At 67.2% G+C, this 14,327-nt stretch carries 15 protein-coding genes; 8 read left to right on the top strand and 7 right to left on the bottom strand.

The window, feature by feature from the left end:
• Positions 1–6: 6 nt before the first annotated feature.
• Positions 7–1,455, bottom strand: a complete 1,449-nt coding sequence (locus B1991_RS07785; RefSeq protein WP_136258158.1) for a DUF4139 domain-containing protein — start codon at positions 1,453–1,455, stop codon at positions 7–9.
• A gap of 147 nt (positions 1,456–1,602) precedes the next feature.
• Between B1991_RS07785 and B1991_RS07780 the strand changes: the two genes are divergently transcribed.
• The gene (locus B1991_RS07780; RefSeq protein ID WP_136258157.1) at positions 1,603–2,124 is read left to right on the top strand and encodes a GNAT family N-acetyltransferase; all 522 of its coding nucleotides are present in this window, start codon (positions 1,603–1,605) and stop codon (positions 2,122–2,124) included.
• Here B1991_RS07780 and B1991_RS07775 read toward each other — a convergent pair.
• Genes B1991_RS07775 through uvrA form a run of 3 tightly spaced genes read right to left on the bottom strand, consistent with a single transcriptional unit; the run spans position 2,040 to position 6,125 of the window.
• Positions 2,040–2,735, bottom strand: a complete 696-nt coding sequence (locus B1991_RS07775) for a helix-turn-helix domain-containing protein (RefSeq protein WP_136258156.1) — start codon at positions 2,733–2,735, stop codon at positions 2,040–2,042. The genes B1991_RS07780 and B1991_RS07775 overlap by 85 nt on opposite strands.
• A 7-nt stretch (positions 2,736–2,742) precedes the next feature.
• Positions 2,743–3,186 (bottom strand): acyl-CoA thioesterase, encoded by a 444-nt coding sequence (locus B1991_RS07770; RefSeq protein ID WP_136258155.1) that lies wholly within the window; start codon positions 3,184–3,186, stop codon positions 2,743–2,745.
• Positions 3,183–6,125, bottom strand: a complete 2,943-nt coding sequence (gene uvrA / locus B1991_RS07765) for an excinuclease ABC subunit UvrA (RefSeq protein WP_136258154.1) — start codon at positions 6,123–6,125, stop codon at positions 3,183–3,185. Before uvrA ends, B1991_RS07770 begins: the two co-directional genes overlap by 4 nt.
• Positions 6,126–6,257: 132 nt before the next feature.
• Between uvrA and B1991_RS07760 the strand changes: the two genes are divergently transcribed.
• The 7 genes from B1991_RS07760 to B1991_RS07730 all read left to right on the top strand — a co-directional run bounded on the left by B1991_RS07760 (position 6,258) and on the right by B1991_RS07730 (position 10,846).
• Positions 6,258–6,770: a DUF2059 domain-containing protein gene (locus B1991_RS07760; RefSeq protein ID WP_136258153.1), complete on the top strand. Its 513-nt coding sequence runs from the start codon at positions 6,258–6,260 to the stop codon at positions 6,768–6,770.
• Between the two features lie 131 nt (positions 6,771–6,901).
• Positions 6,902–7,216: a 50S ribosomal protein L21 gene (gene rplU / locus B1991_RS07755; protein ID WP_136258152.1), complete on the top strand. Its 315-nt coding sequence runs from the start codon at positions 6,902–6,904 to the stop codon at positions 7,214–7,216.
• Positions 7,217–7,235: 19 nt separating this feature from the next.
• The gene (gene rpmA / locus B1991_RS07750) at positions 7,236–7,493 is read left to right on the top strand and encodes a 50S ribosomal protein L27 (protein WP_136258151.1); all 258 of its coding nucleotides are present in this window, start codon (positions 7,236–7,238) and stop codon (positions 7,491–7,493) included.
• 139 nt (positions 7,494–7,632) lie between these two features.
• Positions 7,633–8,712 (top strand): Obg family GTPase CgtA, encoded by a 1,080-nt coding sequence (cgtA, locus tag B1991_RS07745; protein WP_136258150.1) that lies wholly within the window; start codon positions 7,633–7,635, stop codon positions 8,710–8,712.
• A gap of 112 nt (positions 8,713–8,824) precedes the next feature.
• Positions 8,825–9,151: a cupredoxin domain-containing protein gene (locus tag B1991_RS07740; protein ID WP_136258149.1), complete on the top strand. Its 327-nt coding sequence runs from the start codon at positions 8,825–8,827 to the stop codon at positions 9,149–9,151.
• A gap of 4 nt (positions 9,152–9,155) precedes the next feature.
• Positions 9,156–10,010: an FTR1 family iron permease gene (locus B1991_RS07735; protein ID WP_136258148.1), complete on the top strand. Its 855-nt coding sequence runs from the start codon at positions 9,156–9,158 to the stop codon at positions 10,008–10,010.
• A gap of 128 nt (positions 10,011–10,138) precedes the next feature.
• Positions 10,139–10,846, top strand: a complete 708-nt coding sequence (locus B1991_RS07730) for a hypothetical protein (protein WP_246031097.1) — start codon at positions 10,139–10,141, stop codon at positions 10,844–10,846.
• A gap of 16 nt (positions 10,847–10,862) precedes the next feature.
• Here B1991_RS07730 and B1991_RS07725 read toward each other — a convergent pair whose 3' ends face one another.
• From B1991_RS07725 to B1991_RS07715, 3 genes are all read right to left on the bottom strand, one after another.
• On the bottom strand, positions 10,863–12,470 hold the full coding sequence (locus B1991_RS07725) for a carboxyl transferase domain-containing protein (RefSeq protein ID WP_136258147.1): 1,608 nt from the start codon (positions 12,468–12,470) through the stop codon (positions 10,863–10,865).
• Positions 12,471–12,648: 178 nt separating this feature from the next.
• Complete coding sequence (locus tag B1991_RS07720) at positions 12,649–13,065, bottom strand: hypothetical protein (protein WP_136258146.1); 417 nt, start codon at positions 13,063–13,065, stop codon at positions 12,649–12,651.
• Positions 13,066–13,222: 157 nt separating this feature from the next.
• Positions 13,223–14,327 (bottom strand): thiolase family protein (locus tag B1991_RS07715; RefSeq protein ID WP_136258145.1); only part of this gene is annotated, 1,105 nt, incomplete at its 5' end.

The following is a 14,327-nucleotide window of genomic DNA, read 5'->3' as shown; positions in this document are numbered from 1 at the left end:
GGTTCCTTACTGCTGCGGCTGCTCGTCGGCGCTCCAGCTGTAACGTACCGCGTAGCTCAGCGTGGCCTTGCCGTTGGCGGGGACCTGCACGTGGAACTCCAGCGTGTCGGTGGTCTGGTTGACGGGCTTGCTGCTGGAGGAGACCAGCGTCCACTCGCGCCAGCGGTTGGGGTGTTCGCGCACGGTCACCGTGCGTGCGCTGTCGCCGGCGTTGCTCAGTTCGATGCGGAAGGCTTCGTCCAGCGTGCGGCCGTCCTTGTCCACGTGGAAGCTGGTGCGCGTGCGCTCGGCGCGCAGGTCGAACGGCGTGCCCAAGGTGATCGTGGCATCGCTGCCTTTGGGCGTGTCGTTGATGCGCCCCTCGCCGATGAATTGCGGCACGCCGTGGCGGTCGAGCGTGAGCACGCGCAGGTAGCCGGCCGGCAGGCTGTCGAAGGCCTTCAGTTGCAGGGTGCTGACGATGCTGCCGCTGCCCTGGACGAAGTCGCGCGTGAGCACCGGCTGCTGCGGCTGGTAGGTGTTGCCGTTGTCGAGCAAGGTGGTGCGCGCGCACTCCATGTTTCGCGTGGCATACAGCGGTACCTGGCTGACGCTGCCATCGGGCAGGCTCACCTTGCCGGGCAGGGTGAAGCTGCGGTAGTCGCCCAGGCTGTCCTGCTGCGGCATCGCCTCGGCCTTGGCGCTGTAGCCGCGCGCCATCGCCATCATCGGGCGCGGTGCCGAACCCTTGGCCATGTTCGGCTCGCCGGCGATCAGGGTGACCTGCGCGTCCTGCCAGTCGCGTCCGCTGCGGTTGGCGATGCTGGCGCGCGATTCGAACTGCATGCGACAGGCGTTGCCCGGTTGCAGCGTCGCCACATAGGCAGCGCGCCACCCCAGGCCGCCCGTGGGGTAGCTGAGCACGGCGTGGGTCTGACCGGCGCGGGCGGCATCCACGTGCAGGCTGAGGGTGGAGCCGAGCGGGAAGCTGCCGCCACTGCTGCGCACCGCTGCATAGTCGTGCACCAGCGTGGTGCCGGTCACGCCGTGGACCAGCAGGCCGTTGCCGGCACGCAGCAAGATACCGTTGGCCAGCGATTCGCCGTTGCTGCCCAGCACGTCGACCTCCTGTCCAACCAGGCCGGACAACGCGCCGTCGTTGCCCTGCGCCAGCAACAATCGCTGCGAGATCACCGTGGCATCGTTGCCGGGGAAGGCCAGCGACAGCGCTTCGGCATCCAGCGCATTGGGCAAGTTGCCGATGGCCACGTCGTGGGTACCCGCGGCGAGCGTGAGCGAGCGCTGCTCGCGCACCACCGCGTAGCCAGCGTCGACATCGCCGCCCTGGCTGGCGTACAGCGTGGGGCTGTCGGAGCGGTACAAGGTCAGCGTCGTGTTGTCGGCTGCCTGGGCGCTGGCGGTGCCGGCCAGGGCGGTGAGGCAGGCAAACGCGAGGAGAGAGCGGGCTGGGGTCATGGTGCATTCCATGGTGGGGACCGAACGGCCATCATAACGACCACGCGTGCAGGGCGCGTCGGCGGCGTGTGCGTCTGGTCAGAACCATTCAAGTATTCGCGGTGCGGGTTCGCTATCGTGCGGGGAACCTCGCGCGAGTGACCGAGCATGCCTGCCGCCCCGACCGTCGCCATCGCACCCGCCAGTCTGCCGGACGATATCGATACCGTGCGCCAACTGTTCACGGAATATGTCGACAGCCTCGGCATCGATCTTTCCTTTCAGAACGTGGCCACGGAACTGGCCCAACTGCCCGGCAAGTACGCGCCACCGAACGGCGTGATCCTGCTCGCGCGCGACAGTGCGGGAGCCACGCCGGGTTGCGTGGCCTTGCGGCCGTGGCTGCAGCCGGGCGTGTGCGAGATCAAGCGCCTCTACGTGCGTCCGGCGGCACGCGGGCAGGCGCTGGGGCGGCAACTGGCCGAAGCGGCGATCGCGTGGGCGGCGCGAGCCGGCTATGCGCGCGTGCTGCTGGATACGCTGGCGTCGATGGCGGCGGCGCGGCAGCTTTATGTCGCGCTGGGCTTTCGTCCGGTGGCGCCGTATTACGACAACCCGCTGCCCGGAACCTTGTACATGGCGCTGGACCTCGATCCGGACGCGGCCCAGGCGGCCGTCGCCCAAGCCTGACGGAAGGCGGCGGGCGTCATGCCGAACGTGCGGGCGAATTCGCGGTTGAGATGGGCCTGGTCGCAGAAGCCCGTGTCGAGCGCCGCGTCGATGATCGACGCCTGGTTGCGCAAGAGTGCCTTGGCCTTGTGCAGGGCCAGCAGGACGTGGAAGTTGTGCAGGCTGGTGCCGGTCTCCCGGCGGAACGTACGCGACAGGTGACCGGCGGATACGGCGCAGGCCTGTGCGATGGCCTCCACGTCGGTGTGCAGTGACGATCGCCCGGCGAGCAGGGCCATGGCTTGTGCGCCGAGCGCATGGCGCGAGCCCGGCATGGCGGCGTCGTTCGCGGCAGTCGACACGAAGCGCGAATCGAAGGCCCAGCCGTTGTCGTCCACTGGTTCGAAACGGTGAACCACGCCCGCCGGCACCACGACGGTATCGCCGGCCACGACGTCTCGGCAGCTATCGGGGAGACGCAGCCGCGCTCGCCCGGCCAACATCCGCACGACTTCGTCGCCGGCGTGGAAATGCGGCCGGAAGCGCCAGGCGTGGCGCGCGCCGGCGATCGTTTCGACCCGATGGGCGCCGGTTGCGCTGACCATGAAGCAGGTGCGGGCGGCGGCATGCATGGGTCGTTTACTCGACCGCGCGGCGGATCGCTTCGGGCAGCGGCACCGGCTTGCCGGTGGTCGGGTCCATCCAGACCATCACCACGTTGCCATCGCAGTACAGGGTGTCGGTTCGTTCGGCGTCGATCACCCGGTGCGCGAGGGTCATGGAGGTATTGCCCATGCGCTCGCAGAACAGCTGCACCTGCAGTTGCGCGGGCCAGGCGATGGGGCGGCGGTAGTTGACCTGGCTGGCGGCCATCACCGGCATCGCGTGCTCGTCGAACCACGGGCCCGGCACGTGGCTCAGCCATTGCAGCCGCGCCTCTTCCAGGTAGGTGAGGTAGTTGGAATTGTTGACGTGGTTGAACGCGTCGAGGTCGCGCCAGCGTACGCCGAGCGAGGCGACGAACAGCGGTGCGTCCGGGCTGCCGGTCGGAGTTTCGGCGGTGCCGAAGGAATGAGTGCTCATGAGGACTTCTTCTTCCTGCCGCTGCCGCGTATCGGCTTGTACTTGTCGGCTGAGGCGATGTGTTTGGTGGCGGCCTTGACGCGCTTGGGGGCGCCGGGCTGCTTCGGCTTGGCCGGTTTCAGGTGTGGTGCGAGGAAGTGGCCGGTATGCGATGCGGGTGTGGCGGCCACGGTTTCCGGCGTGCCGGCGACCAGGATGCGGCCACCGCCAGCACCGCCTTCGGGACCAAGGTCGACGACCCAGTCGGCGGTCTTGATCACGTCCAGGTTGTGTTCGATCACCACCACGGTATTGCCCTGGTCGACCAGCTGATGCAGCACGTCGAGCAGCTGCTCGATGTCGTGGAAGTGCAGGCCGGTGGTGGGTTCGTCGAGGATGTACAAGGTGTTGCCGGTGTCGCGCTTGGACAGCTCCTTGGACAGCTTCACGCGCTGCGCCTCGCCGCCGGACAGCGTGGTCGCGCTCTGGCCGAGCTTGATGTAGTCGAGACCGACGGCGCGCAGCGTGTCGAGCTTGCGCGCGATGGTCGGCACGTTTTCGAACAGCTTCAGCGCATCCTCCACCGTCATGTCGAGCACATCGGCGATGGTGTGTCCCTTGTACAGGATCTCCAGCGTCTCGCGGTTGTAGCGCTTGCCGTGGCAGACGTCGCACGGCACGTACACGTCGGGCAGGAAGTGCATCTCCACCTTGAGCATGCCGTCGCCTTCGCAGGCTTCGCAGCGGCCGCCGCGCACGTTGAAGCTGAAGCGGCCCGGCGTGTAGCCGCGCGAACGCGCCTCCGGCACTTGCGAGAACATGTCGCGCAGCGGGGTGAACAGGCCGGTGTAGGTGGCCGGGTTGGAGCGCGGCGTGCGGCCGATCGGCGACTGGTCGATGTCGACCACCTTGTCGAACAGTTCCAGCCCGGTCACCGACTTGAACGGCGCCGGCTGCGCGCTGGCGCCGTTGAGTTCGGCGGCGGCGAGGCGGAACAGGGTGTCGTTGACCAGGGTCGACTTGCCCGAACCGGACACGCCGGTGATGCAGGTGAACAGGCCGGCGGGTATCGCCAGGTCGACGTTTTTCAGGTTGTTGCCGCTGGCACCGTTCAGGTGCAGCCAGGAATCGCCGTCGATCGGCTGGCGGCGTTCCTTCGGCACCTCGATCGCACGCACGCCGGAGAGGAACTGGCCGGTAACCGAGCGCGGCGAGTCGAGCATGTCCTGCACGCTGCCTTGCGCCACGATCTCGCCGCCGTGCACGCCGGCGCCGGGGCCGATGTCGAGCACGTGGTCGGCCATGCGGATCGCGTCCTCGTCGTGCTCGACCACGATCACCGTGTTGCCGAGGTCGCGCAGGCGGGTCAGCGTGCCGAGCAGGCGTTCGTTGTCGCGCTGGTGCAGGCCGATCGAGGGCTCGTCCAGCACGTACATCACGCCGACCAGGCCGGCGCCGATCTGCGAGGCGAGGCGGATGCGCTGTGCCTCGCCGCCGGAGAGCGAGTCGGCCTGGCGATCGAGCGTGAGGTAGTTCAGGCCGACGTCGTTGAGGAAGGTGAGCCGCTCGCGGATCTCCTTGACGATCTTCACCGCGATCTCGCCGCGCCAGCCGCTGAGCTTCAGCTCCTGGAAGAACGCCAGCGCGTCGTCGATCGAGCGTGCGGTAAGTGAGGGAAGCGCGTGGTCGGCAACGAACACGTTGCGCGCCGAGCGGTTCAGCCGCTGGCCTTCGCAGGCCGGGCAGGGCTGGTCGCTGATGTACTTGGCCAGTTCCTCGCGCACGGCGGCGGATTCGGTTTCCTTGTAGCGCCGCTCCAGGTTCGGCAGGATGCCTTCGAACGCGTGCTCGCGGGTGACCTTGCCGCCGCGCTCGGTGATGTAGCGGAACGCGATCTTGTCCTTGCCGCTGCCGTACAGGATGGCCTTCTGGACGTCCGCCGGAAGCCTCTTCCACGGCACGTCAACGTCGAAACCGTAGTGCGCGGCGAGCGACAGGATCAGCTGGAAATAGTGCGCGTTGCGCCGGTCCCAGCCGCGCACGGCGCCATTGGCCAGCGACAGCTCCGGGTGGCCGACCACGCGCGCGGCGTCGAACACCTGGGTTACGCCCAGGCCGTCGCAGGCCGGGCAGGCGCCGATCGGCGAGTTGAACGAGAACAGCCGCGGCTCCAGTTCCGGCAGCGAGTAGTCGCACACCGGGCAGGAATAGCGCGAGGACAGCAACTGCTCGGGCGCGTCGGTTGCATCCATGTTGGCCAGGATTACCAGCCCGTCGCCGAGCCGCAGCGCGGTCTCGAACGATTCGGCCAGGCGCTGCTTGATGTCCTCGCGCGGGCGGAAGCGATCCACCACCACCTCGATCGTATGCTTGATGCGCAGCCCCAGCGGCGGCACCGCATCGAGGTCGTACACCGCGCCGTCGACGCGTGCGCGCACGAAACCCTGCGCGCGCAACTGCTCGAACACCTGCACGTGCTCGCCCTTGCGCTCGCGCACCACCGGCGCCAGCAGCATGTAACGCTTCTCGGGGTCGAGCGCGAGCGTGGCATCGACCATCTGGCTGACCGTCTGCGCCTCCAGCGGGATACCGTGGTCGGGGCAGCGCGGCGTGCCGACGCGGGCGTACAGCAGGCGCAGGTAGTCGTACACCTCGGTGATCGTGCCGACGGTGGAGCGCGGGTTGTGCGAGGTGGATTTCTGCTCGATCGAGATCGCCGGCGACAGGCCTTCGATGTGGTCGACGTCGGGCTTTTCCATCATCGACAGGAACTGCCGCGCATACGCGGAAAGCGACTCCACGTAGCGGCGCTGGCCTTCGGCGTAGATGGTGTCGAACGCCAGCGAGGATTTGCCCGAGCCGGACAGGCCGGTAATCACGATCAGCTGGTCGCGCGGCAGGTCGAGGTCGATGTTCTTGAGGTTGTGCGTGCGTGCGCCGCGGATGCGAATGGTGTCCATGGACGCCGTATATGGGGGGGACTCATTACTATACCAAGTAGTTTGGATAGTTCACTCGAAACGAGCCGTGCCGTGCTTTCGCCGGATGCGGCAGCTGTGGCTAAATGACGGTTTCCTCGACCGGAGACCGGCATGCACCGATGGGCAGGAATGTTCGCTGCGGCCGTGTTGGCATGGGGCGCGAGTGGCGCGGCAGTGGCGGCGCAACCCAGCGCCAGGCAGGTACGCCAGCTGTTCGAGGTGATGCACCTGAGCCAGATGTTCGGTCAGATGAACACGCAGATGGCCGGCGTGATGAGCCAGGCCGTGCCTTGCGTGCCGGCGTCCTACTGGCAGGGATTCATCGACGCGGCTGGCACCGAGCAGCTGCTGGACAGGATGGTGCCGGTCTACCAGCAGCATTTCACCGCTGCCGATGTGGCCGGCCTGCTGAAGTTCTACAAGTCCGCGCTGGGCCAGAAGGTGATCACCCAGATGCCGCAGACGATGGCCGAGGGCATGCAGGTCGGCCAGCAATGGGGGCGCGAGCGTGGCGAGCAGATGATCCGGGAGTTGCAACAGAAGGGCACGCTGGACGCCACCGGCCGCTGTCCGGCCAGCCCCGCCGCCAGCGGCAGCGCGCCGCCGCCGGCCGTGGCCCACTGAGCGCCGGACGGGCATTTCGAGGGTCTGCTTAGTATTTGACCAGGCCGGGTTGCCGTCGCTATAATCCGCGGTTCGCCAGACCCGTCGGGCCTTGGCGATACCCAAGAGAATAACGACAGAAGGGCATTCCCATGAGTTATGCAGTCATCAAGACCGGTGGCAAGCAGTACCGTGTGCAGCAGGGTGACGTGCTGCGCGTGGAACTGCTGACCGCCGATGAAGGCGCCACGGTCAGCTTTGACCAGGTGTTGCTGGTCGGCACCGGCGAGTCGGTCACCATCGGTGCGCCGGTCGTCGCGGGCGCCACCGTCAGCGCCACCGTGCGCAAGCACGGCCGCGCCGACAAGATCCGCATCATCAAGTTCCGCCGCCGCAAGCACTACAAGCGTCAGCAGGGCCATCGGCAGCATTTCACCGAAATCGAGATCACGGGCATCAACGCCTGAGCACCTGGAGCATTGAGTCATGGCACATAAAAAGGGCGTAGGTTCCAGCCGCAACGGTCGCGATTCGAACCCGAAATACCTCGGCGTCAAGGTTTACGGTGGCCAGGCCATCGAAGCCGGCAACATCATCGTGCGTCAGCGCGGCACCCAGTTCCATCCGGGCAACGGCGTCGGCCTGGGTCGCGACCACACGCTGTTCGCGCTGGTCGACGGCAAGGTCCAGTTCGCCATCCGCGGCGACAAGAACCGCCGTTTCGTCGACGTCGTGCAGGCGTAAGCTCTCCGCGACGCGGCAACGAAGGCCCCGCTTCGGCGGGGCTTTTCGTTTCAGCGGGCCTGCTGCAACTCCCGTACCATTCGTCTGGTTTCCCGCTGTTCCTGTTTCCGGTTCTCCCTTCCCCTTTCCCGGCTCCCCCATGAAATTCGTCGACGAAGCCCAAATCAAGGTCCTGGCCGGCGACGGTGGCAATGGCTGCATCAGTTTCCGCCGGGAGAAGTTCATTCCGTTCGGCGGTCCCGACGGCGGCGACGGCGGCGCGGGCGGATCGGTGTGGCTGGTGGCCGACGAGGGCCTGAACACGCTGATCGACTTCCGCCACCAGCGCAGCTTCAAGGCGCAGCGTGGCGAGAACGGCATGGGCAGCCAGATGTACGGCAAGGGCGGCGAGGACACCACGATCCGCGTGCCGGTCGGCACCATGGTCACCAATGTCGACACCGACGAGGTGATCGGCGATCTCACTGCCCACGGCCAGCGCATGCTGGTGGCGCAGGGCGGCAAGGGCGGGCTGGGCAACATCCATTTCAAGAGCTCGGTGAACCGGGCGCCGCGCAAGGCCACGCCGGGCACGCCGGGCGAGGTGCGCGAGCTGAAGCTGGAACTGCGCCTGCTGGCCGACGTCGGCCTGCTCGGTTTTCCGAATGCGGGCAAGTCCACCTTCATCCGCGCGGTGTCGGCGGCGACGCCGCGGGTGGCCGATTACCCGTTCACCACGCTGCACCCGAACCTGGGCGTGGTCAGCCTCGGCACCGACCAGAGCTTCGTGATCGCCGACATCCCCGGCCTGATCGAGGGCGCCTCCGAGGGTGCCGGGCTGGGTATCCAGTTCCTGCGCCACGTGGCGCGCACCAGTCTGCTGCTGCACATCGTCGACATCGCGCCGATCGACGGCGCCGATGTGGCCGACCAGGTACGCGCGATCGAGCAGGAGCTGCAGAAGTTCAACCCGGAGCTGCTCGAACGCCCGCGCTGGCTCGTGCTGAACAAGGCCGACATGCTGCCGGAGGACGAACGCCAGGCCGTGGCGCAGGCCATCATCGACAAACTGGGCTGGACCCAGCCCTGGTTTCTGGTCTCGGCGATCGCGCGCGAAAACACCATGGCGGTATGCCAGCAGGTGCAGCGTTTCTTCGAGTCGCAGCGCGAGGCCGAAGTCGAGCGTACCGACATGCTGCCGGACGACGTGCGCCTGCGCGGGGAGCTGCCGCAAGGCTGAAGGCCGGGCGTGCCGCTTCACGCTGCTCGGTCGGAGGGAAGTCGGGCGTATTGCAGATGCAAATAGGAATGATTATCATGCAAACCTTCTCTGCGACCGAGGGGTTTGCCACATGCTGCGGTTTTTCGTCGTTCTCGGCCTGACGCTGGCCAGCGGGGCGGCATCAGCGGCGGATATCCCGGAATACCGGCTGGTCATCCAGAACCACGTCTATCAGCCGACCGAGCTGAAGGTGCCGGCCGACACCAAGTTCAAGCTGGTGATCGAGAACCGCGACGCGACCCCGGAAGAATTCGAGAGCAACGAGTTCAACCGCGAGAAGATCGTGTTGCCGAACAGCTCCGCCAGCGTATTCATCGGCCCGCTCAAGCACGGCAGCTACAGGTTCTTCGGCGACTTCCACCAGGACACGGCCCAGGGCCGGCTGATCGTGGATTGATGCCATGCCAGGCGTAGCCCTGCTCGTGTTTCGCGAGGTGCTGGAAGCGGCACTGATCATTTCCATCGTATGCGCTGCCACGCGTGGCGTGAGTCGTCGCGGGCTGTACGTCGTCGGTGGTATCGGGCTGGGGTTGGCCGGTGCATCGCTGGTGGCGCTGGGTGCCGGCGTCATTGCAGGACTGGCCAGTGGCTCGGGGCAGGAACTGCTCAATGCCGGCGTGCTGCTGGCGGCGGTGGCGATGATCGGCTGGCACGTGGTGTGGATGTCGCGCCACGCCCGCGAACTGGCCCGACACATGAATGCGGTGGGGCAGGCGGTGAAGGCCGGTTCAAGTTCGCTGACTCTGCTGCTGGCGGTGGTCGCGCTGGCGGTGCTGCGCGAAGGCTCCGAGGTGGTGCTGTTCCTGTACTCGATGGCGATGGGCGGCATTGGTGCGGGTGGCCTGGCCGGCGGCATCGCGCTCGGTGTGAGCGGCGGCGCCTTGCTGGGTTCTGCGCTGTATTACGGCCTGCTGCGCATTCCGATGAAGCATTTCTTTGGCGTCACCAACGTGATGCTGGTGCTGCTGGCGGCCGGACTGGCGTCCACCGCCGCGCGTTTCCTGTTGCAGGCCAACCGGTTGCCGGCGCTGGGCGAGCAGCTCTGGGATACGTCATGGCTGTTCTCCAACGGTTCGCTCGCCGGCAAGACGCTGGGCATCCTGGTCGGTTACGACGCCTCGCCGTCCGGCATCCAGCTGGTGTCCTACGCCATCACCCTGCTGGTCCTGCTCGGTGGCATGCGCTGGGTCGGTCGACCGGCACCGGTGCGCGATGAGCGTGTCGTCGCCGCGGCGCCACTGCAAGCCCCCTCCTGATTCCATGCATCGGCCCCGCCGTTGCAGCCCCTAGCCGCGAGCCGGCGCGGCGCCCCCGATCGATCCGATACCGGTTCCAAGGAAGCTCCCGCATGACCACCCATTCCCGATGTGCCCGCCGAGCAGGCTTGGCGCTCATCCTTGCCTGCGCCGCCCTGGGATGCACCGAGCGCGCCCACGCCGACGATTTCATCGTGTATTCGCCGCACGTCATCGCCACCCAGACCGAGGTCGAGCTGCGCGGCTACGACGTCAGCGACGGTCGGGACGACTACAATGGTGATCGCGCCGCCGAGCTGTCCGTGGCGCATGCTTTCACCAGCTGGTGGAAGCCCGAGTTGTATCTGGCCGAGTACGCAAGGGAGCCCGGCGAGGGTGGCAAGCTGGTCGGCTACGAGTTCGAGAACACCTTCCAGCTGACCGAGCCGGGCCGCTACTGGGCGGATTTCGGCCTGCTCGCTTCCTACGAGCATCCGAAAGGCGGCGGCCCCGGCGAAATCGAGTTCGGGCCGCTGATCGAGAAGACCGTGGGCCGTTTCGACCACCGGGTCAACCTGATCTGGGAGAAACAGATCGGTGCGGGCGCGGCATCCAGGACCGAGTTCCGCTACAGCTACGCGGGAACCTGCGCGGTGTCGAACGCATTCCGTCCGGGCATCGAGGCCTACGGTCGCCCCGACGACGATGCCTATCAGGCTGGTCCGATCGTGGCTGGCGAGTGGCACGTGCCGCACAGCGCCGGCAACGTGGAATACCGTTTCGGCATGCTGTTGGGCATCAACGCGGAGGCGCCGCGCCGCACCTGGTTGGCCCAACTGGAATACGAGTTCTTCTGAGCGACCTGCCGCAGCGTTACATGCGGAACACGCCATAGCGCTCCGGCTCGATCGGCGCATTCATCGAGGCGGAGATCGCCAGGCCCAGCACGCGGCGGGTATCGGCCGGATCGATGACGCCGTCATCCCACAGCCGTGCGCTGGCGTAGTAGGGATGCCCCTGGCGTTCGTACTGCTCGCGCAATGGTGCCTTGAACGCTTCTTCCTCCGCGGTCGACCACTCGCCGCCCTTCGCCTCGATGCCGTCGCGCTTGACCGTGGCCAGCACGCTGGCCGCCTGTTCGCCGCCCATCACCGAGATGCGTGCGTTCGGCCACATCCACAGGAAGCGCGCGCCGTAGGCGCGACCGCACATGGCGTAGTTGCCGGCGCCGAAGCTGCCGCCGATCACCACGGTGAACTTCGGCACGTGCGAGCAGGCCACGGCGGTGACCATCTTGGCGCCGTCCTTGGCGATGCCGGCCTGCTCGTACTTCTTGCCGACCATGAAGCCGGTGATGTTCTGCAAAAACACCAGCGGCACGTTGCGCTGGTTGCACAGCTCGATGAAGTGCGTGCCCTTGAGCGCGCTCTCGGCGAACAGGATGCCGTTGTTGGCGACGATGCCCACCGGGTAGCCGTGGATGTGCGCGAAGCCGCAGACCAGGGTCTTGCCGTAGCGCGCCTTGAATTCGTGGAACTCCGAGCCGTCGACGATGCGCGCGATCACCTCGCGGATATCGAACGGGCGACGGGTGTCCTCGGGAATCACGCCATAGAGCTCCTCGGCCGGATACTTCGGCTCGACCGGCGCGCGCAGTGCCAGCGGCATCTCCTTCTTCCGGTTGAGATGGGCCACGATGTCGCGGGCGATCGACAGCGCGTGCGCGTCGTTCTCGGCGAAGTGGTCGGCCACGCCGGAAATGGACGTATGGACGTCCGCGCCGCCCAGCGTCTCGGCATCCACCACCTCGCCGGTGGCCGCCTTCACCAGCGGCGGACCGCCGAGGAAGATGGTGCCCTGCTCGCGCACGATGATGGTCTCGTCGCTCATCGCCGGCACGTAGGCGCCGCCGGCGGTGCACGAGCCCATCACCACGGCGATCTGCGGGATGTTCAGCGCACTCATCCGCGCCTGGTTGTAGAAGATCCGCCCGAAATGTTCCTTGTCCGGAAACACCTCGTCCTGCAGCGGCAGGAAGGCGCCGCCGGAGTCGACCAGGTAGACGCAGGGCAGGCGGTTTTCCAGCGCCACTTCCTGTGCGCGCAGGTGCTTCTTCACCGTCATCGGGAAGTAGGTGCCGCCCTTGACGGTGGCGTCGTTGGCGATCACTACCACCTCGATCCCGTGTACGCGGCCGATGCCGGTGACGATGCCGGCGCCGGGCGCCGCATCGTCGTACATGCCGTGCGCGGCCAGCGGCGAGAGTTCCAGGAACGGCGAACCGGGGTCGAGCAGGGCGCGAATGCGCTCGCGTGGCAGCAGCTTGCCACGGGCGACGTGCTTCTCGCGTGCCTTGGCGCCGCCGCCTTCGGCGTTGCGCGCCAGTTCGCGGTGCAGGTCGTCGACCATGGCGCGCAACTGGGTCGTGCTGCCCTGGAACTCGGGCGAACGGGGGTCGATCTGGGTCGCGAAGACATTCATGGAGGGATTCACGGGAGGCGGGAAATGGCGGGTTGCCAAACTCTGAATCATAACCGGCGGCGGCATGCCGCCCAAAATGACAGTTGGACGGCGCAAGACAAGGCGGCTGGTTATCAAGGGCAAAAAAAAACGGCCGCGCGAGGCGGCCGTTTTTCTGTTGCCGAAAACCGGCGAGGGATCAGTGACCCTTCGCGGCGTCCTTGGCCTTCTCGGCAGCGTCCTTCGCTTTGTCGGCAGCGCTCTTGGCGGCGTCGGCAGCCTTGCTGGCCGCGTCAGCCGCGTTGCCGGCGGCGTCCTTCGCCATCGACATTGCATCCTGCGCGGTGCCGGCAGCGGCCGGAGCCATCGCGGAAGCAGCGCTGGCCGCCTGGTCGGCCGCCGCGCCCGCAGCGGAAGCGGCGGTGGCAGCCTGGTCAGCAGCCTGCTCGGTGGCCGTGTTCGGAGCCTCCGACGCCGCCTGCTGTGCCTGGTCCGCTGCCTGCTGCGCCGTGTCCGCCGACTTCTGGGCGTCCTGCGCGGAATCCTGCGCGCCGTTGCTGCATGCCGCCAACAGCGCGACGAGCGCGGCGGCGAGTAGGGTACGCGTAAACTTCATGGGAAATCTCCTTTGCCGTGGAATGCCGTTTGGCCGTGTATTAATAGCGCTTTCGCCGGCATAGCGCCACATCTTTCATGGCGCCGCGGGCCTTGCCGACAAAACGATTTACGCAGGCGTCAGGTGAAGCCGGCAGCACGGCCGGCGCATGGTCGTGTCAGTCGATGCATTCCACCGCAATTGCCGTTGCCTCGCCGCCGCCGATGCATAGCGATGCCACGCCGCGACGCAAGCCTCGCGTTTTCAACGCGTTGATCAGGGTGACCACCAGCCGCGCGCCGCTGGCGCCGATCGGGTGGCCGAGCGCGCAGGCGCCGCCGTTGACGTTGAGCTTGTCGTGCGCAATGCCCAGCTCCTTCATCGGCGTCATCGCCACCACCGCGAACGCCTCGTTGATCTCCCACAGGTCGACGTCCTCGACCTTCCAACCGGCCTTTTCCAGCACCTTGCGGATCGCGCCGACCGGCGCAGTGGTGAACCATTCCGGCTCCTGCGAATGGGTGGCGTGTGCCGCGATGCGGGCCAGCGGTTTCAAGCCGCGGCTGGCCGCGTCGTCGGCGGACATCAGCACCACCGCGGCAGCGCCGTCGGAGATGCTGGACGAACTGGCGGCGGTGACGGTGCCATTCTCCTTGCGGAACGCGGGCTTGAGCGTGGGAACCTTGGCGATGTCGGAGCGGCCGGGCTGCTCGTCGGTGTCGACCTGGATGTCGCCCTTGCGACCGCTCACGGTGACCGGGACGATCTCGCCGGCGAAGGCGCCGCTTTCCTGGGCCGCCTTGGCGCGCTTGACCGATTCGATCGCGTAGGCGTCCTGCGCCTCGCGGGTGAAGTGGTACTTGTCGGCGCAGGATTCGGCGAACACGCCCATCGACTTGCCGTCGTAGGGGTTGGTCAGGCCGTCCCAGGCCATGTGGTCGACCAGCTGGCCATCGCCGTAGCGGATGCCGGTACGCGCCTGCACCATGTGCGGCGCGTTGGTCATCGACTCCATGCCGCCGGCCACCACCACGCTGGCCGAGCCGGCCTTGATCAGGTCATGGCCCAGCATGATCGCCTTCATGCCCGAGCCGCACACCTTGTTGATCGTGGTGCAGCCGGTGCCGGTCGGCAGGTCGGCGGCCAGCGCCGCCTGGCGGGCGGGGGCCTGGCCGAGGTTTGCCGGCAGCACGCAGCCCATGATCACCTCGCTGACCTCGGCCGGCGCCACCCCGGACTGCTCCAGCGCCGCACGGATCGCCGTGGCGCCGGCCGAGGTCAGC

The sequence above is a fragment of the Rhodanobacter lindaniclasticus genome, assembly GCF_004799035.1.
Taxonomy (GTDB): domain Bacteria; phylum Pseudomonadota; class Gammaproteobacteria; order Xanthomonadales; family Rhodanobacteraceae; genus Rhodanobacter; species Rhodanobacter lindaniclasticus.
The sequence above is the reverse complement of the archived record's forward strand: the minus strand, read 5'-3'. Positions and strand labels throughout refer to the sequence as shown.